The following is a 20,840-nucleotide window of genomic DNA, read 5'->3' as shown; positions in this document are numbered from 1 at the left end:
GCATTTTAAAATTCATAGTAGGGCTTCCTCCTTAAGAGTCTGAGTTAGAGTGGTGTCTATACTCATATCTTACTGAGGGGCTTTATTTTTTTCAAACCTGATATATAACGATCTACAGGAATGCTAAACTACGACCTTAGTGAAAGAGTGTCTCCATTATATTTTCATTGAATCACTGTTTCAATCCTTTAGCTCTTAACCTTACAAATACAAATTTGCCTATCATAAAACAAACAATGCCCGCTAAAAATGACAAAATTAAAAGCACTGCACCTCCTGAATTATAAACAATACCAAACGCAACCTCATTTTGGAGCATATGAACATTATCATAAGTATTTATGTCGCTTGGAATATGAGATTTTGTCAGCAAGTATCCTTTAATTATCGTAAATCCAAGGATTAGTACATGAATAATAATCGAAAATATAACTGCATGCAAAATTGTCTTTTTCATCTATTATAAATTACCTTTCTGTTTTGCAAATGAGACAGAAACGAGCATCAACGATAATCATTTTTATAAATTGCATATTTACTTAAACTAATCCATAAAACCTCACTTACCTATTACAATAGTATAATTGGGAAGTCGCTGTGCAATCGTTTCAATGGACTTGTTTTCCTCTAAATCTGAAAATAGCAAAAAACCATATGCATCATGGGTAATCGCTATTGACGTTGATTCTTTAGTCATATCTATTAAAATCGTAGAGTATTCGGTCTCTTTACCTTTCCAGTCTTTCCCCAACTTATTTATAATACTTACATTATCAGAACAGGAAAGGATAAATGTGCAATTCGATTCTGCCATCCAGAAAGAGGTACGAATGATCGATTCAAAGGCAACTGCATCCGTTATTTTCACTTTAAATAGGGGAACGTGGTATTTAAGCATTTCACCATCTTCTGTTGAAACATATGCTACATCAGCTAATGAATTTACTTCATACTCTTGGCCTAACCTTTTCAATAATGTTTCAAATTCATCATAATCGTTATAGGTAGTTATAGTTAAGTGGATTGGAAACCTATTTATTTCATGTAGATAATCAATTAACAGCTTCTCAATTTCTTTTACTTCAATATGATATATGTATTTAGGTTCACCTATAATTTCATATCTATCATCATACTTATTAAGACCGCTTATGCTTGAAATATAAACAGTAGCCACTATTATCACCTTCTTAAAATACGATATTTGCATTTTCAAAAAATTACTGGCCAACGCTACTCATTCAAAAAGAGCAATTCAAGACAGCCCAATATTCTTCAACACTTGCTTCCATTTGTTTAAAAGCGATTCTAATAAAATCCAACACATTTTAATAATTCACAATCGTTGTGTACATGTTGCTTTGACCATCAGTGAAGGTAATTTTTTTGTGCCATTCGTCAAATCCATTTATGCAATACTTCCACCATGCATGGAAAATATATAGAAATCCCCTTCGTCTGTTAAAGTCCAACCGTCAAAAAAGGAACTGGCATGGAAGACATCTACAAAGACATTATCACATTGTACGATTAGAAGTGGACACTGTTCGAATAACTGAATATCTTCAATTTTTTTACCAACCAATAGCTCTTTGACCGATTTCCATTCACTTTGGTTAGATTGAATATCTGTTTCTCCTAACAATATTCCTCCTGTATCCCGAATTCGCCAAGGACATTCAATAATTATTGCCCCTTTTTCCAACCTAATAATGAAATGAACTTCTGAATCAATGGCGGTAACTTTCTGTCCAATCAGTTCCTTAAACGTGATCTTACTTATTTTTGTATGCCATAGATTACGTGCATGAGCAACAATCATTTCATAGATCTTATCCAGGGTATAGCCGTAATCGTTATCTCCGTACTGAAAGTCATCTATGGCATCACTGATCTCCTGCCAATTCATCTGTTCTTCGAATAAATCGTTTGCAATTGTACAAGCATAAATCTCTTTCACAATTGACACAGCATTCTTTTTGGGCATTAATAATTGTGAATGTAGGCATTTTAAATGGTAGTCTACACATTGTTCTTTAGAAGGTGCTTCTCTTTGAATACTATTTATTGCATCGACAAACATCTTTTCAATTTCAAATATATTTAATTTCCCTTTCATACTGGCTAATTTCTTAATTTCGAGAAAATCCAAATACAAATAAGAATTTGCCCATCCTACATAATCTGATGCCTGTACTGTACCTGTATATTTCTTGTAGTACAACTCTAAAAGTTCTATATGGAACACCTCAATTCATACTATTCTTGGCAAAAGTACGGCCCACACCAACCCGTTTCGTGCGTTTTTACATAAGTCCAGTTGAATTCCTTATCTACCACGTACACATCTGCTTCATTTAGGAAATCATTTGCATTTAAAGATGAAGCATTTTCAAGAATAAATGCATCATCAGAATGTTGATAGAAAACGTAACAGGACTTCTTTGACTTTTTGTTAAACGCTATGTCGGCTTGTTCTACTTTTAAGCAATTCTTTTTCTCATAACTAAATATGTGCCACAAAAAGTCATAAAGATAAATAGATTTCTTTTCTTGATCGCTGAGATGATTGGCAAAATTGTTTTCCCATCGTTTCCTCAAAAATGTTCCCCATTTGTCTATTTCAGTCACCTTTACTTTTTTGCTTCTAAGCAATGATACTAAGTCCATACGATTTTCCAATAAGACACCTACTTCTCCTTTAACTTTATTAAATTCATTGTTGATTCATCTTATAAGGTAAAGACCGCTTATTTTTGTCCTTTCCTCACCTATTCATCTATTTCATCGTAGGGATTGGCGTATAAATCAATATCAAAATCAGCATTAATGCTATTGGCAAATGCAATTAGAGATTCATCTAAATATAAACCAGGTGTATAACCGTTGTTCATTATGATGACAATGGTGAATCTACATTCTAATCCGAACCGCCTTTTTAAATCATTGATGATTGATGCCTTACCCCCGATTTGATTGATAATTAAATTTAACTGATCACCAACGTCCAATGATTCTTGATAACCTGTACTTAGCTTCCAACGGGTATAACCTCTTACATGATTTTCTGTAGGAGATATTTTCTTTATGATGTCACCTTTTTTATAACTTTCAGTTGGTACGATATCCAATTGTTTTGTTACAGCATCTAATGAAAATTCATCTGCAAACAAACTAAAATACACCATCACTTGCGTTTTCTCCATCAATATCCTCCACTTTTTATTAATTCGTTATGTAAGGAGATTTGAAGTCCTCGACAAATAATCCCGTTTCCTTAACAACCTCTATAGCTTCCGTACAGTCTTCACTCGCCCCAATGTACATATAATAATCGTATCCAAAGTGAACAAAGAATTTCTTCTTATAGCCTAATTTACACCAAATGGCATTCCGTAATGTCAACTTGACTAACTCTCGGACTTCCTGTGCAGTCACCGCTTTTCCTATCCAAATCTTTGATAGAAATTCATTCGCCTTTTGATGTTTGATCTCGTCAGACCTTTGCTCTAAGGCAATTACATAAACTCTATTCAAACCCATTTCCGTCATAAATGTCGTGATAGTATTTATGTACTTTTCCTCCGTAGCCTCATACTCCTCCATGCTTATCTTTGTCCCAACTTCTGAAAAACAAGTCCATTCTTCATGGTCAAGATAACTTCCATCAGCATTCCTTTTTAATGGATCATATTTTGTTATTCTCCAATAATTCAATGAATCACTCCCCTTTTGAATAAATCAAACACATCATTTAATCATTTTTTCTATTGATTCCAAGTTTTGTTTCCAATTGAGAATGTGTAATGATCGTTACATGTTCCAGATTAATTTCGGGTATATCCGCTCCTGAAATCTCTTCACCAATGATTGCTATAGTAAAAGGAGAACTTTCAAAAATAGTTTCAACCAACTTTGCATACAGCTCAACAACCTTACTTAGCCAAGGGTTTAACTCTTTTGTAAGAGGATATCTATATGGAAATTTTTCTTCAAGTATAGCTTGTGGAATTGAAATATCTAACCAATCAGACTCACCATGAACCCTAATTATGCTAATCACACAAGGTAACTGATTACTTGCTGTTAGAGTTATGGTTCCATAAAATAAATGAACACTCTCCTCTTCAATATTTATAGGAAGAGGAACAGGAGACGTTTGATAATCACTTTTTTCTACCCACATTCCATTAAAAAAATCACATTGGTATAATGAGTCCAGAGCATCATTTAGCTTTTTATGATCACCTGATGGATGATACTCAATTGAAAGTTCATAAAATCCACCAGTCCATATTTCAGGGTTAATATAGTCTGCATACTTCATTCATTTTTTCTCCTATTTTGATGCGTTGATTTCTTTTGTTCTGTTTCAGGCTCCCATCTAACAAATGCCCATTCGTGTATTGTATTAACAGTTAATGGTGTTGGATGGAAGATGTATTCCTCTTGAACCTCATTAATGTTAGGGAAATCAGATAACACTTCAGTGCAAGCAACACTTAACACTTCCTTTTCATCCTCTGTTGGCTCATGATCGAAAAAAGCCTGCCATAACAGCCGATTATTTGTTAAAATTACTTTTAATCCTCTCAAATTTTCAGGAATTGCACCGATTAAAGCCCGATGTAGGCTTAATACTAATGAGTTGTTCATTGGAAGCCTCCTTCCTCTCACTCAATATTTTCAAACTGTCTTTTATCGTCAGCTCTACAAACATTCCTATCACTTACACAAACACACAAACACTTTACAATGCCCCATATATCTACTACTCTATTATTTCAATTAAGTCAGTGTGAATCTTTACGAAATACGTTTCTAATAATTCTCTCAGTTTTTCATTGAGATGATAGTATTCATTGTCTGCTTTTTCGATAACGCTATAAAATTCCTTTTCGTCAATCTCGTCATTTTCTAAGGCAACGTACAAGTCCCACATTTCTTTTCCATACTTTCTCTCAATCAGTACATACTCATGTGCATCTATTTTATCAAGAACACCGATCAGTTCTTCCAAATAACGAGTGATTCCTACTCCTTCTACATGGTCTGAATTCCATCTTAAAAAACTTTCATGACCTCCACTTTCCATTTCGGAATAGTATTGAAGAACAGTAAATGCTTCATAAGCTACTTTATTTTCTAATTGATAGGCAGATTCAAGTAGCACATCACTAACGGCGTTCCAAATATCATCTTTATTTAATAAGTCTGATCTTTTTAATTTAGGCTTCTTATCCATATTTGGGGGCACCTTTCCATACTTTGTTGCCCAAGACAACAATTCTTTCTGTTAAATACTTATCACTGTCAATCAAGCTACAAATCATCTAACGCTATCACTTCCCCGTTTGATGCATTCACCCCATACTTGCAATCTAATTTCCCGCATAAAACGTATTGTTTTTGTTTAAAGTCATACACATAGTAAGATTTTAACTCAAACAAATCTTTAAGTTTTTCATAGGCTTCTTCTTTTGTGATTGTTACCTTGTCAGGTGCTTGAAAGTCATTAAAGGTCTCCAACATCGGTTTACTATCCATGTAATTTACAACTTGAAAACTTTTTGGATCTATGAAGACCTTTATTTTCCGCTGAAATACACGAACATCCTGAATATTCGCTTTCAATGTAACGTGAATATACCCTTTATCACGATAACAGTGTTTTAATACCCAATTCCCTGATTCACTTGGATATTCCCGCCGTAAAAGGTTTTTAACTGCTATCATACATTTCTCTTGTTCTATCTCTGTAATGGGGAATGAATCAGGAGATGGCTCACATGAAAATGCTTGTTCTGCTGTAAGATCTTCAATCCATTTGATTTCTTTCCGTTCAAACGGTTGATTCATTGGTTCATCCCAATAAATTGTTTGATCGATATTCAAAAAATAATTTTCATCTGCAAAAACCTCAAACGGAATCGTTGTTGTCCCATCATTTGTAACAAAAATCTCTTCCAATGCATATATAGGGTATAATTTTTTCTGTTCATAGGAAGGATATTCAATCAACTTCAATTGTTCCTTTCCCAAATCTTCTAATCGATCAAGAGAAAGAGTATATTTTTCTTTCTTAATCAGCTCTTTTGAAGGAAATTCACCATGCATTGAAAACATAGTGAGCTTCCCTTCTTCGTTAAACTTGATGTCAATATATCCAGGAGGTGAAACGGCAACACCATCAAAACACGACATAAAGTTAAGTTCCCCTTCATCTTCTCTTACCCATTGGAATTGTTCCCCATACGATAATCCTGTTTCACACTCAACCCATTTTATAACGGCTTCCTTATTAAGATTGCTAAATGTAATCCCGTCTTCTGCATAAGGCTTACCTTTTGCAAAAATACGTTCAAATTTAAGACTTTTCAAGTTGATTTCAAAACTTACTGTCCCCTCTGGATTTAGTCCATCATCATCTTGTACAGCATCATTGGGGAACCACTCCATGGACAATGTATAAATTGTCTCATTGAAGATATCTACACTCCGATAAAACTGTTGTTCATGTAAATAATAGTTACTTAGTCCGAACTTTTTCTGCGTAAACTCAACTAATTCTTGTATTCTTAAATCCATTCGCTATGACCTCACTTGCAACTTATTTTGAAACATTCAGATACCGCATCAATAACTATAGCTCTACTATACTTTTAGGAAAATTAGAAAGTTCTTATACTAAATAGATTAATTATATGGTCTAACTACTTCTCCTTGGATTGGTTCAGAACTACCTTCAAGTTGGATACGAATAGATTTACCAGTATAATAATCAAACGAATCCATGACTTGAAAGTGCAAATGAGGCTCTGAGGAATTTCCAGAGTTTCCACATAATCCAATCACTTGCCCCTGTTGTACATGATCTCCAACCTTAACAAGAATCGAGTTTTGTTTTAAATGGGCAAGCATGCTGTATTCATTATTTGGATGTCTAATCACAACACAATTTCCTTCTGGCTGACTTTCATCCATTTCACCTGGCACATTGTCCTTCACACCTTCTATTACTTTTACCACCTCGCCATCAAACGGAGCGACTATTTCTTTATTGAAAGCATAATAGTTTTCATTCTTAGTAGGTGCATCACGATAGGATTGACCATCTTTCATAATGACCAAATCATATGCGTATCTTTGAGTTTCATAAACATAATGGTAATTAATAAATTGATTTGTTCCTCCCCAAAAAACAAACCATTCTTCTTTTATTGGCATGATATAAGTATTCTCAGTGTATCGGTTATCACTTTCTGGATAAGAAACAAATGGAGCAAGAAGCAGACTTTGAATGGTGTAATCTTCATCAAATGCTACACTAATTGCCTTTTCCCTCTCATTGTCTAACCATAAAAATTGCTCAATATGTTTACCTAAACGGTTACTCATTTCTAAGTTATACTGCTTAACTTCAAGATTAAAAGACTCTCCTAACTCTATGAATTGCTCCAATATGACCAACTGTTTAAAATCCTTAGAGGTTTGTTGATATATAGTGGAAAACTCTCCATTCAAAAAACTTTTTCCAAATTCGTCAGGAATAATCCTTTTTTCTTTTCCCTCTTTCATAAATATCACCTCATATCCTATTGTCCTCACTCTATCTAAAACCGTTTTTCCTGTTTGCATAAGATTTCGCACTGGTAGATGATATGAATTTTATTTTATATTTACCGCCAATTTCTTGTTTCACCTTTTCCGTTAATACGAATCCCATTTGATTAAATTTATCTTCCAGTTCAATCCCATTAGGAAGCAATTTATCTGAATCCCAATCAATCCATTCTCCATACTTTGTTGCCCAAGACAACAATTCCTCTGCTAATCTATCTGAAATCGGAACATCTTCTAAGTCGAGATTGCCACCGCACCTATTACACCAAATTGGATCTGCCCCAACATCTCCTTCTATTTTTAAATCATTTGTTTCTCCACTATCACAACAACAGTTCAAGCGTTTTCACCTCTATTCAATTTAACAACTTTAAAGTTTCCTTATTTTTTCTCCCGACTTAATGATGATATTTACACCTGTTGAACTACCCTGTTCAATATGATTTTCCATATTTGAAACGTCTATATTTGACTCAATTTTCACTGTTTTTCTTTCATTTCCCTTTAGCTTCACCTCATACGGATCATTGTTGTTCATGAGTGAAACCATGAGTACATCATCTTCAAAATAGTATTTTTCATAAAATTCAATGGTGAATTGGACATCATTCCTACTGTAATTTTCAAAAGGAAGTTCACATTCTCCACGCAATGTTGTTTCACCGATCATTTCAAATTGACAGTTGCTCCAATCACGCTCATAAGAAACAGCATAAATACCTGTTGCAAATGTTTTTTGAAACGAACTGGCAATCATCGATGGTGCGAATAAAGCGAGAACAATGGCAACCAAGACAACACGCCCATGATATTTTTCTACCGATTTGGTAAGGAAATACAAACTTGCAATCAATAAAGCTAATGAAGCAATTCCTACATAATGTAATCCATTAACAGATTGAACTGGTATATTCAATACCGATGCGACAGTCTCACCATAAGGACTTTCGTGTGGAAAAGGGAAATTTAGGACAAGAGATGCAATAAAAAGAATAAGAGAAAGATATAACATTTTTTTACTTTTCATCATAAGGAACACATCCTTTTATCCAGAATTAGTTAAAAATTGTTTTCACTATGTATCTACGAAACTTAAATGATTTTGGTATCACATTTTTCAATTATTTTGACTATTTCATTTAACTAAATTTACTCTTTGGGATTTGTGGCAGAATTTTAAAAGGGAAATTCAATAAATAAGGGCATTATCCCAGTGATAATGCCCACGTTTTTAGAAAAAACCTAAACTCAATCCAACGTAAATTAATCCTGAAACAACTGCAAAACCTGAGAAGAATAAAACCTTTTGGAGATTTGACCAGTTCTTCATCCATCCCCATCTTTTTTTATCAACATCGAACCAAAAGAAATCCGCAATAATAGCTAAAACAATTATGATAATCACAATAAAAGAATTCATATTGTTATAACTCCGTTCCTTTTCGATCATAGCTAACTTGATAATCGAAGTATTTTTCCTTTAGCAAACGTCTTCCTCTAAAAAGTCTATTCTTAATGACACCAATATTTTCATTTAAAGTCTCACTAATTTCTTTATAGGAATACTGTTTAAAATAAAAAAGTAAAATCGGTTCCTTGTATTGGTTAGGTAAAGAATTAACTGTGTGGCATAACCATTCCTTCTCAAACTTTTCTATTGCTTCAATTTCTGCCGAGTCAGTATTTGCTACTTTAATTTCTTCGAAATATTCAATTAACATAGGAGATTTTATCGTTTTACTTCGAAAATAATCGATGCATTGATTATAAGTAATTTTATATAACCACGATCTAATAGAAGATCTTTTTTCGAACGAGTCCAACTTTAGAAATATCTTAATGAATACCTCCTGCATAATATCGTCAACTATTATCCAGTCACGAACAATTTTGTAGGCAAAATAGCGTAATTCTTTTTCATATTCATTAATTAACTCTTCTAAGTCTGTTTCACATAAACTGTGAGATGGAACAAGAGTCTTTATGTTCCCTTTTTCTTCTAATACAACCAATGTTCCTCACTCGCTTACCAATCCCCTAATATTTGTTAATATTATGGTAACACAACTTTGGAAATTGAGGGAAACAGATTACCAGTCTATTACATAATTATTACATTAGTGTATCAACTTTGCATAACAGGTCTTTAATCACTGACAATCACTCCCTTAACTATTTGACCTTGTGCGTCTCTTAAATACGAAAAATAAAACAATACCGATGGCTATAACTACTGCACCCCATATATATAACCCATTTCCTTCCTGCTTATCTGTTAAATCAACTTCTTCAATCGGAGGCTGTCCTTCCCCAAGTATCGCCAAATCTTCCTCTGAGGAACCCAATTCATTCGTACGATCGCAAATGATTGTTACAAGCGTTTTTTTTCCATACATAGTTGATTCGTAAGCATAGACCAAATACTCTTCCCCTTCTTTAAAGTCATATCCACAGTCTCCACCACCTTGTCCAGTGGTAATGATTATTTGTGATTGCTCTACACCCTTCCAGGTGTTCGTTACTTCAAAGAGGACTGATTTAGTCGTATATCCTTTTAAACTTCGTTTCTCTCGTATATCAATAACTTTCCCACTAAATACGGCTTTTGAACGTTCAAATTCTTCTTCTACACCTGGTAATTCTGCACACGAACAAGCACTTGTTATCGAAGGAAATGAGCCTATAAATATAATACCAATGATTATACAAACGAGAATTGGAATTGCCATTTTCAAATAATCACCTCAATCTCTCTGAATATATCATTTGAACACCGATTTCCTCATTTCTTTAAATACATCAAGAAATAGCTGAGTAAATAGGCAAAGCATGTAACCCCAAATAAAGCAAAAATGCTTGGAGTCATCGTTACATATAAACTGATTGGTAACGACCATATAAAAGCAATTAACAATAATACTTTTTTAGAGATTAAAGAAGAAATAATTGCTAAACAAGCAGGAATACATAGCATGAAAAACGTATTTAAAATGGGTTCAATATCAGTTGTATTTGAATAAGGATTGAAGAAGCTAAAGATAACCCATAAGCAAATTGAAAACGCCCCTGAAATTACTCCCAACATAGCTGACACTTTTGGAATTTCTCACACCCCCTCATAACCTCATTTTTAGGTTTCTATGGAGCAAAAGGTACAAAGTATCGAAACATAAAAGCCGTAAACGCTAAAACTGAAATTGTGCATATGCAAGCTAAATGCAACAGGATATACAGAATTTTACTTTTTCCTTTAACGAAAAATGAATAGATAAAGCCAAATAATGGGTTAAGCATTAAGAAAGGTAAAGAAATTGCAATTGTCGCTTTACCAATCATATGTACAATCCTTGAATCTACTCCTGATAACCTCAATACACACAAGAGTAAAACAGTAACAACTATAGTAGCGATTAGGGAAATTAACGCAACCTTAGACGGCTTTCGGAAAAATTTATTCATGCAATCCTCCTTATTCGTTTCTTTATCGACAGTACTTCTACCAATCCTTATTTTTCGTTAATAGATCAATCATCCTTTGATGGTATTCAGGCTTTTCCTCTTCCGCATCGAAGGTAATTTTCCGATCAACATATTCATCAGACCAAGAAAAGTCTATATTATCTGTCCAACTAACTAAAAATATCTTTTCAATATTTCTTTGCTTAAATAAATCATCCATAATGCTCTGTTTATTACTGTCTTTCGTTACAGAATCAAACGGATAAACAACAGCGAAATTGAAACTGTTAGGAGAACTCCTCCATGTTCGAGGGTTAATGGTGTCAACAAACATTGTGTTACTTCCTAAATTGTATGCAACACCCGTCTTAAAGTTTTTATTAGCCCTAAAGAATGTGCTTAAATTCTGCATTGAGTTGGCTCTAAATAATATTCTGCTCCCTTTGAATAAATCATTTATAGTCCTTAAAACTAAAGGATGTTTCTCATTTTGAAAAGTCCCAGTTAATAAAGCACATTTTTCATCAGACTCAATAAACTCGATAATACTTTCCATAGCCATTTTTCTCGTATTCATACATAAACCTCCATTTTTAATTAGAATTGATCTATTCTGTGTGAGCCTCTATAATTACGCCTTGAAGTTACTATCAAATTAACTAATTAAAAATGATAGTCATATTCAACAACTACAGACATCATTAATCAAAACTCATCTAACCTACAGCTAGTAGTGTACCTTCAATATACTGGGACATTATATGTGTTGTAAAAATAAAACAACAAGTTAATAACTATATTCCCCTGCCAAAATGTCCTTCCCCGCCTTCATCTCCCCCTCACTCCCCCCAAACCCTTGCGACTCTAAGACCCAACCCTCTTATCTCGCCTTTTTTCTTCATTCCGTTCTGCTATATTGTTCTTCCCCAAAACCCCCATTTTCGCCCTCCTTTTTCTGTTCTGGCTTGTATCGAATATTCTGCCAATGTTAAATAGATATTCCCTGAACGGGAACAGAAATAAGAAAAAAACATGAAAAAAGAGCCTGAAAAAACCTCTTTTCTCAGCACTCTCTTTCTTCTAACCCGTGTTCTTTCGAACTGTATAGAAAACGATATGAAAAACAACTGAACACGCTATGAACCCCAAGTGGTCAAGGGATTGAGGGGCTATTGGTAAAAAAGAAAAGGGACGAAGTCCTATTGGACCCGCCCCGAATTGATATTGATTTTTGATTGAAAAAACCGATTGAAAAACGATTGAATACATAAAAATCTGACCGCTGCTCTGACCGCTTCCTTTGCCGTTTGGATACCAACTATAAAGCAGTGGGAACCAACTTTTTAGCATGGGGAAGTGGAATAAGACAGCTATATATTAATATTCCCCTGCCAAAAAGTCCTTCCCTCCCCCACTCTCCCTCTCACTCCCCTCAAACCCTTGCGGCTCTAAGCCCCATCCCTCTTATCTCGCCTTTTTTCTTCTTTCCATTCTGCTATAAAGTTCTTCCCCAAAACCCCCAATTTCGCCCTCCTTTTTCCGTTCTGGGTTGTATCGAATATTCGGACAATGTTATTAAGTTGGTACCAGAATGGAGAGAAGAATCAAGAGAAAAGAATGGAAAAAATGCAAAGAAACTACCGAAATAGTATTGAAACCCTACGGGTTTATATAGTGAGGTAAACAACAGAATAGAACAGAATGAATTGATAAAAGATGACTGGAACCCCTATTGGACAAGGGATTGAGGAGATATTGGACAAAACAAAAAGACTGGACCACTATTGGATCCAGCCTGAAATATAATTGATCTTACGATTGAAAAATGATTGAGTACATATTGTTCGCCTACTCTTTTTCCTCACTCTTCCTTCCGCTCTGGATACCAACTATTTAGCAGTAGATACCGACTTTTTAGCATGGGGAAGTGGAAAGTAACAGGAACATATAATAGAAAAAAGAATAAAGAAATAAGAAGGGATGCTATTAACCCTAACCCTTGTTCAGATAAATCCCATTTACTTAAAGTATCTATCACAAACTGAAGAAAGGGTGTCAAGTCGACAGCCCGGTACCTTTTTGTAATTCTTTCATCTTAGGCTTGAATCATTGTTCTCTATTTTTTAATCTCTTTTTCATTAGTTCTGCCATTTGATTCGAGTTTGGATTTTGTTCATTTTGTAATTTGTCAATGATGTTATTGTAATCTGCTTCATTTCGATTTTGGCTTAATTTATATGCAGCTTGAACTTCTTGTATTTTAATTTTAAATCCAACAATACCGTTGATTTGTTTTTTAGTTTTTTGTGATAGATTTTCCCATAAAACTGGATTCTTACGCTGTCCTTCGTATTTTTGCAATAATAACTTAAGGTCTTCTTCTAACTCTTGTTCACTCATAATACTAGCTGTTCCATATACATGTACAGCTTGATAATTCCAGGTTGGTACATTTTCCTGTTCATACCAAGATGATGAAATGTATGAATGTGGACCTTGATACATAACAAGGACATTATCATTTTCAAATTCGAACGTTTTCCATTGAGGGTTCGCATAAGCTATATGTCCAGTTATATAATAATCTTCTCCTTGTTTATGCAATTCCAATGGTAAATGAGAGGCTATAGGTTTATCTTGTTTTGTCGTTACAATAGTTCCAAAAGAGTTCGTCTGAATAAATTCTCGGATTTCATCAAAGTCCGTAACTTTAAAATACCTAGGGATATACATGATAGTCCACCTTTCAAAGGTTTATTTAAGGGTTCTTATCATTACAAAGTCCGTTTGTTCTTCATTACCCATATAAAAAGAGTGGGCTCCAGTTTGAATAAACCCCATTTTCTTATAAAAACCGATAGCATTTTCATTTTTTTCCCATACACCTAGCCAAATTTTGCTTTTATTTAGTTCTATCGCAATTTCCATAGCTTTATTTAGCAGATATTTACCTATCCCATGTTTTTGAAATTCGTTCTTTATATAAATCCTCTCAATTTCAAGTGATTCATTTCCCATTTCTTCAGATTGGGCATCATTGGTATTGAGCTTTAAATATCCAGCAGTTTCATTATTAAAATACACAAAAAAGAATTGCGAAAAAGGATTAGATAGTTCTTTTTCTAATTGTTTTAAGTTAAATGCCTTTTCCAAATAGGACTTCATATTTTCTGGTGAATTCTGACCCTCGAATGTTGCACTGAATGTTTTAATACTTATTTCTTGAAGTGTTTTTAAATCTTCAAACGTGCACTTTTTTATTTTTATAGTCATTTTGAAATGTCATTCCTTTTCCATTATCAATAATTTCTTTTATTTCCCTTTTTTACATAATCCCAGTCTTTTTCAATATTTTTTCTTACCCTTTGCAAAAGGTCGAAAAGGGTTTCAACCTCTGTTTCGCAAAATCCAGTTAGTGCGACGGTGTTGGAATAATCATTTTCTCTTTTTATAAATGGATATACACTTTTCCCTTTCTCTGTAGGAAATATTTTTTTAATTTTTTTATTAATTGGGTCATCTCTCTTTTCAACAAAGCCATTCATTTCTAGCCTTTTTATAGCACGTGATGCTGTTGTTCGATCTACTTTTATCATCTCAACTAACTTTTCTTGAATGGTCCCTGGGTTTTCACATATTCGTACAAGGTATAAATACTGCCCTTTTGTGAGGTCAAATTCTTTAAATTCTATATTACTAATAGAATCTAATGCCCTTGCGATCATTCCAATTTCACGAAGAACTTCCTTCATAATGAACTCCTTAACACATTATTTTTGTTGCAAATACAATAAAAATCCTAAATTGATTTTAATTTAATTTTGTTGCATTTGCAACAAAAAAGTAATGATAAAAATATAAGTAAAGTTAAAAAAATGGACCGAACCACTAATGAATTCAGTCCATTTTTTTATTCACGATTGAATCAAAGTTGAGTTTAGAATAGTTTGCCCTCTACCTCTTCTGCTTCCTTTGCTGTATGAAACCCAACTTATTTGCATGGGGAAGAAGATAGTAACAGGTACTCTTTTTAGATTTCTACTAAAATACTTATTTATGCTAAATTCCCTCAGTTAACGGAACAGATTGTAATGGTCAGTGATTTTCAACATGTAACCTCATAAATTCATCTGCAAATTTTCTTACAAAATCTCTATCAATGGCAGTAGCTAACGTTTCATCATTCCCTCTAGCATTTTTACTCCAGTTATAAGAGCCGTGCATAACATACTCAAAGTCGATGATACAAAATTTATCATGAAGTCTATTCGATAAATACGTTCCTTTCAGTGAAACTTTCACTACTTCAAAATTTCTTTCTAACTTGTCCATCAAATATCTATTTGATTCTTCATTTGAAGTAATGATACGAATGTTTACCCCTACCTTTTTCCTTAACATCAATTCTTCAAATATCTCACTATCGGTAAACCATGCCACAGACACCCATATTGCATATTTTGCATTTCGAATACCCTGGACGATTGTTTCTTTAATTTCATCAAAGACTACATCATGCTCAATATCTTCGTTATTCTCAAGTTCTACAGGCTTTGGCTTGATGTTTAAACCACCGAAGTCATATTCAGGTGTCTCTATATAAATTAGTGCTGCCAACTTTTCAAATTCATTTTTTAAGCCTCTTGCTACTTTTAACATTGGTACAGGTACTCTTAAATCAATGTACTCCCAGCTCTGCCAAGACTTCTTTGTGAATTGGTTTGTTTTCCGATAGGTGATAATAGAATTCCTCAAGATACCAAGCAATTCGTCTTTATTGTCGTAATCATCATATTTTACGGTTTCTATCATTGTTTTTAAAAATTGTTGTTCGTTCATTTTTTACTCCATTCATATTGACTATTTATTAGTACCATTCGTTAAAAAAGTTGGATTACTCTATTTCAAATTTGTAGTATCCACTAGCTGAACATCTTCATAGGTTAACGGTATGGCTCCTTTTTTATTGACCATGTTATTATAAAAACCCGGAACCATCCCCACTATCAAGGTGTTGTAGTTATATTTTGTTGCTACTTGATAAGTAATTTCAATCAGTTTCATTACCATTCTATATTTCAATTTCCTTATATCTTCGATCATCGTGAGTGTATCAATTTGAATCTGACCAGGCTCTTGTGGATCTGCATCATGAATAGTTAGAGCAAACATATGAAACAAGTGAACATCATTTGTCTTCCCATCTATTTCAATTCTATTTTCATACGCATCCATACTATAATTAAAACCAAGTTCCATAAGATTTGAATGTTGAGTGTAAGGTATTAGATGTTGATTAAACTCTTGTTCAAGTTCATTTCGAATAGTTACATAGTTAGTCATCTGTTTTAGCCACCTTTTTCTTTTATCTACTTAATAAGTATAAAGTCTATCAACCTTTCTATTCCTGACTAGCTGCAGCTTGGGCCAAAGCCTCTTTTATTTCCTTTTTAGCCTCGTCAATAGCAACGTTCTCCTCCACTTCACTTTCAATGTTACCCATCATCATGTTGAAATGAGCCTCATGATTAGAAATTATAAAAATCTTTTTAAATACTTCAAAATAGATTGTATTTTGCTCTTGGTTACTATCTACATATAAATCATCGTTCACATGATGTGAGCCATCGTTGGCCCAGGATAGTAAAGAATTGCAAACAACCTTATCTTCATCAGGAAATTCTTCAATAATTTTATTAACATCAATGTTACCGAAGAATTTAAAGTAATTCTCCAGGATTCTTCTCATGATGTTTGGTGTTGTTATTGAATTTGGATTTTCCTTTAATTCTTTCCAAAGAAGCTCATATGAATTTTTAATAGGATTTTCTTCATACTTAGTTATTTGAGATGTATTGTCTGTCTTTCTTAAAATCCAAAAGGTTTCATCATTTAACATCTTACTACCATGATCTTTATTAAATGAAATTTCCTTATGAAAATATACATTATGAGTCAAAATAATCAATTGTTTAAAGTTCGGGTCATTACTTCTTACCTTTTTCTTTAGATTATTTATCAGATTGCTTACCATAAATAGTATATTGCTATCTAGGCTAGAAATCGGGTCATCAATCGCAACTACCCTTGCTGTATTTACTTTGTCCTGATCATTACTACCATTAATAAGCTGATAGAAATACAGGAAGGTAATAAAGGTCTTCTCTCCTTCACTTAAAGTTTCGTTTGCATCTTCACCATTTTCCCTTACAATCTTGTAATTCCCCTGTTCATCAGACTCTGCTAACTGGAAATTTGTGAACCCAAATGATTTAAGAAGTAAATTAATTTCATTGATAGAAGGTAAAATACTTGTAAGCTGATTTTGAAGCTCGATGGCTTCGTCTTCTAATGCCTTTTTGTATCCCCCTTGTTGTACAATACCCTTTTCCATTCCATCAATAGCACTATTCTGTTTTCTTAAATTACTTATGTAATAATCATTATTACTTTTGTTTTCTTCCACGATAAATCGCCATATATCTTTTACTAAACTCGTTTTTTCTACTTTGATATTATCAATTACCCTATTTAATTCTGATATTTGAGAATTTGCCTGTGCAACCTCTGACTTTATTTCCTCAACACAACTTATTATTGAGCTTAACTCAACACTTCTACTTGGTTCATTGCCCTTCTTTTCTAGTAATTGAATATTTTCCTTATAGGTTGAATTCATTATTTCAAATTGGGAAGCTACTTTTTCTTTATTAATAAAAGGAATGTCTTCAGCAATAAGAAATCGGTACCGTTCAAGAAAGCTACTTGTTTCTTTTTTATATTTTTCTATGGCAGAGCTGAGAATTTGTATTTGTTCAGTGTATGTTTCATCAAAATACTCATCCATTTTCTCCTTAAAATCGACAGGTAGTTCTTGTTGGCAAAATGGACATATACTATCTTTGTCCCCTATATGTTTATGCCCTTGTTGTACCCAATCACTGATATTTAGCTGAGTTATTAGTCTAGCAATATCAATATCTTTCTTACCTATAATTCTTGTTTGAAATATAGATTGTTGCTCTACTGAACTTTCGTAGTATATCTTCGGAATCGTCTCAACCTTTTCACGGGAATTTTTAAAGACAGATTCCACTCTCTTAATTAAATCATCGTAGGTATGTATGTCATTATTGTTATTAGTTGCTTCATCTAAACATCTTTCCATAAATTTCTTTTTATTATTACGTACACCAGTAAAGGCATCTTCAAAAACTTCATCATATTTTTGCTTTAAATCCCAGCATTCATTTATAAATTTTGCATGTAAGTTTTCTACTTCACCTGCTTTTTGCTCAATGTTCTCTTTTAATTTGCCAATCCGTTCTTGATGTTTTTCAGCATCCTGCTTTTTTTGATCAATTAAAGCTAAAATCTCAGTTGATTCTTTTCCTAAAGTGAAAATACCCTTTATATCATTACGTACATTGAAATTTTCCTGGACAAAATTTCTATTATAAACAAACATGTCAAAGTCAGAAACGCCTGGTTTCCATTCAATACTGCAAGAGGAAAACTTTTCTCTTCCTCTATTTCTTAACAGTTCTGAAATAGTAGTCTTTCCTGTACCATTACTTCCATAAATGTAATTAATCTTACCCAAATTCACCTCAATTCCTGTAGAATCATACGATGCAACTTCCTTAATCCTAATCTTTCCTATCATTCTATTACCCCTCCTAACTATTTTAGTTCTAATATATTTTGCCTAATGTCAACTTCTATTTTACAGGAAATGTTTTACAAGTATAACTAAAATACTAAATATTCCAACATTTTATTTCCTTATTCGACATTTTGGTTACAAACAAAAAAGTATCCCGAAATTTCCAGGGATACTCCTTATCTAAACTTCCATAAAATCAATAGTTGAAAAAGACTAGAATTGTAGTGACTTAGAATCGCATTAAAGTAGGAAACATACTGAATAGAGATTGATACCATTATTGGACAAGGGATTGAAAAAATTGAAAAAGGTTGGACCACTATTGTTCCGGCCTGGATTAAAATTCATTTCTCGATTGAAAATTTAATTGATTACATATTGTTCTTTTCATGTCATGTCAAAATTTTCAACAGCAGGAACTGACTTTTTAAATGCAATCGGAACAATTAAACACCTCCGTATTTTACCAATCATCCATATCAGCAAACGGATTGTAGTCAATAATCTTCTCCTTGACTTGTTTGATATGTTCATCTGCTGCCTCTCGTGATTCAAGACGCTTATACCCAATTGCAAAATCAACTATAGTGGGTTTACTTTCCCACGGGGTAATAATAGGTATAATTTTATCTAAATCCCTTTTTATTGCCCTAAAATTCATACTGGCCAGCTTTTCTAATTCACTACTATATGTTGTATATACATAGGTGACCACATCAATTTTCTCCTTGTGGATGCCTTTTAAATAGTCCTCTAAGGAACTGTTTCCTTGGTCACTTAGGAAAGACATAGAAAAGATTTGTGTCTCATAAGTAACGTTTTTAATTAACCGTTTAACCAAGTCTTTACTATCTTTTAATGCTATAAATTCCCCTAAATTCCGCTGAAGTTTTTCAAAAAGAGTTTCATACTTTATAAAGAATTCCTCTTCAGATAATTGAAGTACATCGTTGGTCAATTCTTTAATGTTTTCCTCTTCAGATAAATCCAGCTCGTAATCAGACAGTTCTTCAATGTTAAGTTCCATGAACCGCCAAATTACCTCCGTCTTTTCTTTTCCGTATTTTTCCTTTGCGAATTTCATCTTTTCTTTAGCCCGATCCTGTAATTCTTGTTTCTCTTTCCGTGAACGTTCCCCTCGAAGTTTGGCAAGAATCCATGATAATTTTTCTTCCATTTGTTTCTCGATTTCCGGATAAACCAAAACTCCATGCTGGAATTCATCATTCATTCTAACCTGAACCTTATCCATATGGGTTGAGTGATGAATAGGGCTATGGTAAGTATATTCATTTCGACGTCGAACACCTTTAACAATCGTGGTATGCCATGACGTAGTGAATTTAAAATCAATTGTGAGCTCAGTTGTCTCTAAATCCAAAAAATAACATAGTCCTATTTCATTAAATATTTTCTTTTCCAAGTCGTTTCTGTTACGGGCATCTGTTATATCTCGTGCCTTGGAGAATTTCACATATTTATCCTTATCCAAAACCCAAAAATCCTGAATCCCTGCGGATTTATAATGATTATGTCTTGTTTCCCATTCTACAGAGGATAAAGGACTGTGCTGGAACTCAAATGCCCAACGAATGCCTTCCATACCTTCATCTGTATGTTCCACAAAAATATCAGCGATTTGATTTGTTTCAGGTATATATACCTCATATTCAACATCCGCAGCCGGAAATTTCTTATTTAACCAGTCATATAAAACTTGTTTCCCTTGTAAATGGGAGGCAGTTTCTGGTTCATAATTCGTGACCACACATTCAGATTCGTAATGGGCGAAATGTGACCTCTTTATTTTCCCTGGCTTAAATATTACTGTACTTTGACAATTCGGGCACAAAAGTTGTTTTTCCTGAGATAGCCTCTTAGTATTTTCTTTATCACAATTTGAGGCAATAAGCGTTTCTTTATCAACTGTAATACATCGTAACAACGTCTTTTTTCCCCCTTCCAACAATGGATAATTTTCTCTATCTTCATTATAAAATAAATAAGGTAAAGCGGAAGGATTCTATTGAAAAGAACTGAAATCTTACAGATTTTTACAGCGAGGAATACAACATTAAAGAAGTAAGAGATA

26 protein-coding genes are annotated in these 20,840 nt (G+C 33.5%); all 26 read right to left on the bottom strand.

Features of this window, described 5'->3' with window-relative positions; genetic code table 11:
• Nucleotides 1-172: 172 nt before the first annotated feature.
• Nucleotides 173-457, bottom strand: a complete 285-nt coding sequence (locus tag DZB84_RS23835) for a hypothetical protein (RefSeq protein WP_116354780.1) — start codon at nt 455-457, stop codon at nt 173-175.
• A 102-nt stretch (nt 458-559) separates the two neighbouring features.
• Nucleotides 560-1,177, bottom strand: coding sequence for a hypothetical protein (locus DZB84_RS23830; protein ID WP_116354779.1), 618 nt, complete (start codon nt 1,175-1,177; stop codon nt 560-562).
• Nucleotides 1,178-1,408: 231 nt separating this feature from the next.
• A complete protein-coding gene (locus tag DZB84_RS23825; protein ID WP_223254543.1) occupies nt 1,409-2,248 on the bottom strand; it encodes a hypothetical protein in 840 nt (279 codons plus the stop codon).
• A gap of 11 nt (nt 2,249-2,259) precedes the next feature.
• Nucleotides 2,260-2,670, bottom strand: coding sequence for a DUF4275 family protein (locus DZB84_RS23820; RefSeq protein ID WP_116354781.1), 411 nt, complete (start codon nt 2,668-2,670; stop codon nt 2,260-2,262).
• A gap of 101 nt (nt 2,671-2,771) precedes the next feature.
• A complete protein-coding gene (locus DZB84_RS23815; protein ID WP_116354778.1) occupies nt 2,772-3,206 on the bottom strand; it encodes a DUF4279 domain-containing protein in 435 nt (144 codons plus the stop codon).
• A gap of 19 nt (nt 3,207-3,225) precedes the next feature.
• Nucleotides 3,226-3,717 carry a hypothetical protein gene (locus DZB84_RS23810; protein WP_116354777.1) on the bottom strand — a complete coding sequence of 164 codons (492 nt, stop codon included), beginning with the start codon at nt 3,715-3,717 and terminating at the stop codon, nt 3,226-3,228.
• 37 nt (nt 3,718-3,754) lie between these two features.
• A complete protein-coding gene (locus DZB84_RS23805) occupies nt 3,755-4,327 on the bottom strand; it encodes a hypothetical protein (RefSeq protein WP_116354776.1) in 573 nt (190 codons plus the stop codon).
• On the bottom strand, nt 4,324-4,656 hold the full coding sequence (locus DZB84_RS23800) for a MafI2 family immunity protein (protein WP_116354775.1): 333 nt from the start codon (nt 4,654-4,656) through the stop codon (nt 4,324-4,326). The genes DZB84_RS23805 and DZB84_RS23800 overlap by 4 nt, the downstream gene beginning before the upstream one ends.
• A 115-nt stretch (nt 4,657-4,771) precedes the next feature.
• Nucleotides 4,772-5,245 (bottom strand): DMP19 family protein, encoded by a 474-nt coding sequence (locus tag DZB84_RS23795; protein WP_116354774.1) that lies wholly within the window; start codon nt 5,243-5,245, stop codon nt 4,772-4,774.
• Nucleotides 5,246-5,322: 77 nt separating this feature from the next.
• The gene (locus DZB84_RS23790; RefSeq protein WP_116354773.1) at nt 5,323-6,588 is read right to left on the bottom strand and encodes a hypothetical protein; all 1,266 of its coding nucleotides are present in this window, start codon (nt 6,586-6,588) and stop codon (nt 5,323-5,325) included.
• 108 nt (nt 6,589-6,696) lie between these two features.
• Entirely contained in the window at nt 6,697-7,578 is an 882-nt protein-coding gene (locus tag DZB84_RS25580) for a M23 family metallopeptidase (RefSeq protein WP_116354772.1), read from the bottom strand.
• 31 nt (nt 7,579-7,609) lie between these two features.
• Complete coding sequence (locus DZB84_RS23780; RefSeq protein WP_116354771.1) at nt 7,610-7,963, bottom strand: hypothetical protein; 354 nt, start codon at nt 7,961-7,963, stop codon at nt 7,610-7,612.
• A gap of 30 nt (nt 7,964-7,993) precedes the next feature.
• Nucleotides 7,994-8,653 (bottom strand): hypothetical protein, encoded by a 660-nt coding sequence (locus DZB84_RS23775; RefSeq protein ID WP_116354770.1) that lies wholly within the window; start codon nt 8,651-8,653, stop codon nt 7,994-7,996.
• A gap of 201 nt (nt 8,654-8,854) precedes the next feature.
• Entirely contained in the window at nt 8,855-9,043 is a 189-nt protein-coding gene (locus DZB84_RS23770; protein WP_116354769.1) for a hypothetical protein, read from the bottom strand.
• Nucleotides 9,044-9,047: 4 nt separating this feature from the next.
• Nucleotides 9,048-9,635, bottom strand: a complete 588-nt coding sequence (locus DZB84_RS23765) for an RNA polymerase sigma factor (RefSeq protein WP_116354768.1) — start codon at nt 9,633-9,635, stop codon at nt 9,048-9,050.
• A gap of 156 nt (nt 9,636-9,791) precedes the next feature.
• Entirely contained in the window at nt 9,792-10,352 is a 561-nt protein-coding gene (locus DZB84_RS23760) for a hypothetical protein (RefSeq protein WP_116354767.1), read from the bottom strand.
• Between the two features lie 53 nt (nt 10,353-10,405).
• Entirely contained in the window at nt 10,406-10,708 is a 303-nt protein-coding gene (locus DZB84_RS23755; RefSeq protein ID WP_116354766.1) for a hypothetical protein, read from the bottom strand.
• Between the two features lie 53 nt (nt 10,709-10,761).
• Nucleotides 10,762-11,082 (bottom strand): hypothetical protein, encoded by a 321-nt coding sequence (locus tag DZB84_RS23750; protein ID WP_116354765.1) that lies wholly within the window; start codon nt 11,080-11,082, stop codon nt 10,762-10,764.
• A 37-nt stretch (nt 11,083-11,119) separates the two neighbouring features.
• Nucleotides 11,120-11,659 (bottom strand): hypothetical protein, encoded by a 540-nt coding sequence (locus DZB84_RS23745; protein WP_116354764.1) that lies wholly within the window; start codon nt 11,657-11,659, stop codon nt 11,120-11,122.
• Nucleotides 11,660-13,188: 1,529 nt separating this feature from the next.
• The gene (locus DZB84_RS23740) at nt 13,189-13,815 is read right to left on the bottom strand and encodes an FMN-binding negative transcriptional regulator (RefSeq protein WP_116354763.1); all 627 of its coding nucleotides are present in this window, start codon (nt 13,813-13,815) and stop codon (nt 13,189-13,191) included.
• A gap of 21 nt (nt 13,816-13,836) precedes the next feature.
• Entirely contained in the window at nt 13,837-14,355 is a 519-nt protein-coding gene (gene paiA, locus DZB84_RS23735; protein ID WP_116354762.1) for a spermidine/spermine N(1)-acetyltransferase, read from the bottom strand.
• A 26-nt stretch (nt 14,356-14,381) separates the two neighbouring features.
• Complete coding sequence (locus DZB84_RS23730) at nt 14,382-14,834, bottom strand: MarR family winged helix-turn-helix transcriptional regulator (RefSeq protein ID WP_116354761.1); 453 nt, start codon at nt 14,832-14,834, stop codon at nt 14,382-14,384.
• A gap of 343 nt (nt 14,835-15,177) precedes the next feature.
• Nucleotides 15,178-15,921, bottom strand: a complete 744-nt coding sequence (locus DZB84_RS23725) for a phospholipase D-like domain-containing protein (protein WP_116354760.1) — start codon at nt 15,919-15,921, stop codon at nt 15,178-15,180.
• Between the two features lie 60 nt (nt 15,922-15,981).
• Entirely contained in the window at nt 15,982-16,425 is a 444-nt protein-coding gene (locus DZB84_RS23720; RefSeq protein ID WP_116354759.1) for a hypothetical protein, read from the bottom strand.
• 58 nt (nt 16,426-16,483) lie between these two features.
• The gene (locus tag DZB84_RS23715) at nt 16,484-18,748 is read right to left on the bottom strand and encodes an ATP-binding protein (protein WP_116354758.1); all 2,265 of its coding nucleotides are present in this window, start codon (nt 18,746-18,748) and stop codon (nt 16,484-16,486) included.
• Nucleotides 18,749-19,211: 463 nt separating this feature from the next.
• Nucleotides 19,212-20,693, bottom strand: a complete 1,482-nt coding sequence (locus tag DZB84_RS23710; RefSeq protein WP_189655355.1) for a competence protein CoiA — start codon at nt 20,691-20,693, stop codon at nt 19,212-19,214.
• Nucleotides 20,694-20,840 lie beyond the last annotated feature (147 nt).

The organism is Bacillus sp. HNG (genome assembly GCF_003400205.1).
Lineage (GTDB): Bacteria > Bacillota > Bacilli > Bacillales > Bacillaceae_L > Ferdinandcohnia.
Note: the sequence above shows the minus strand (reverse complement) of the source record. Positions and strands in the feature narration are given on the sequence as shown.